Here is a 510-nt window from a genome sequence, read left to right on the forward strand (position 1 = left end):
ACGAAGGCGAGGTAGTGGGCGGCGAGTTTGTCGTATCTCGTCGCCACCCGGCGGAACTGCTTGAGCTTGCCTGCCAGACGCTCGACCAGATTGCGTTGCCGGTAGGTCGGGCGGTCGAAGTCGAGGTTGTGTGGCTGGTCCACCCGGTTTGGGATGATCGGAGCGATCTGCTTGCGCCGCAGGGCGTCGAGCAGCCAAGCAGCCGAATAGGCCTTGTCGGCGATCACGGCGGCCGGCTTCCAGCGCGGCCGGCCGCGCCGGCCGGTGCGCAAGGCTGCCTGTTCGAACAATGGCGCCACGCCCAGCAGGTCGTGTCGTTCGCCACCGGGTCAGGTGCAGCGCCACTGGCCGCCCATGAGCATCGGCGCGCAGATGCAGCCCTCCAGGTCCTCCTGGACCTGGATCCATTGGATGCCGGATGAATGGCCGTCTGGCCATTCATGGTCGAGAAGTCACCGCGGGACCGGCCAAGTGCCTGCGCACTCGCCGACCGGCGTGCACCTGCGGCAC

The 510-nt window shown here is 67.6% G+C and carries 1 protein-coding gene; it reads right to left on the bottom strand.

Annotation, left to right across the window (positions count from 1 at the left end; translation table 11 throughout):
* On the bottom strand, positions 1 to 299 hold a 299-nt coding region (locus tag EQG76_RS31505; protein ID WP_235031661.1), incomplete at its 3' end, for a transposase.
* Between the last annotated feature and the right edge of the window lie 211 nt (positions 300 to 510).

It is taken from the genome of Geminicoccus flavidas, from assembly GCF_009806515.1.
GTDB classification, from domain to species: Bacteria; Pseudomonadota; Alphaproteobacteria; order Geminicoccales; family Geminicoccaceae; genus Geminicoccus; species Geminicoccus flavidus.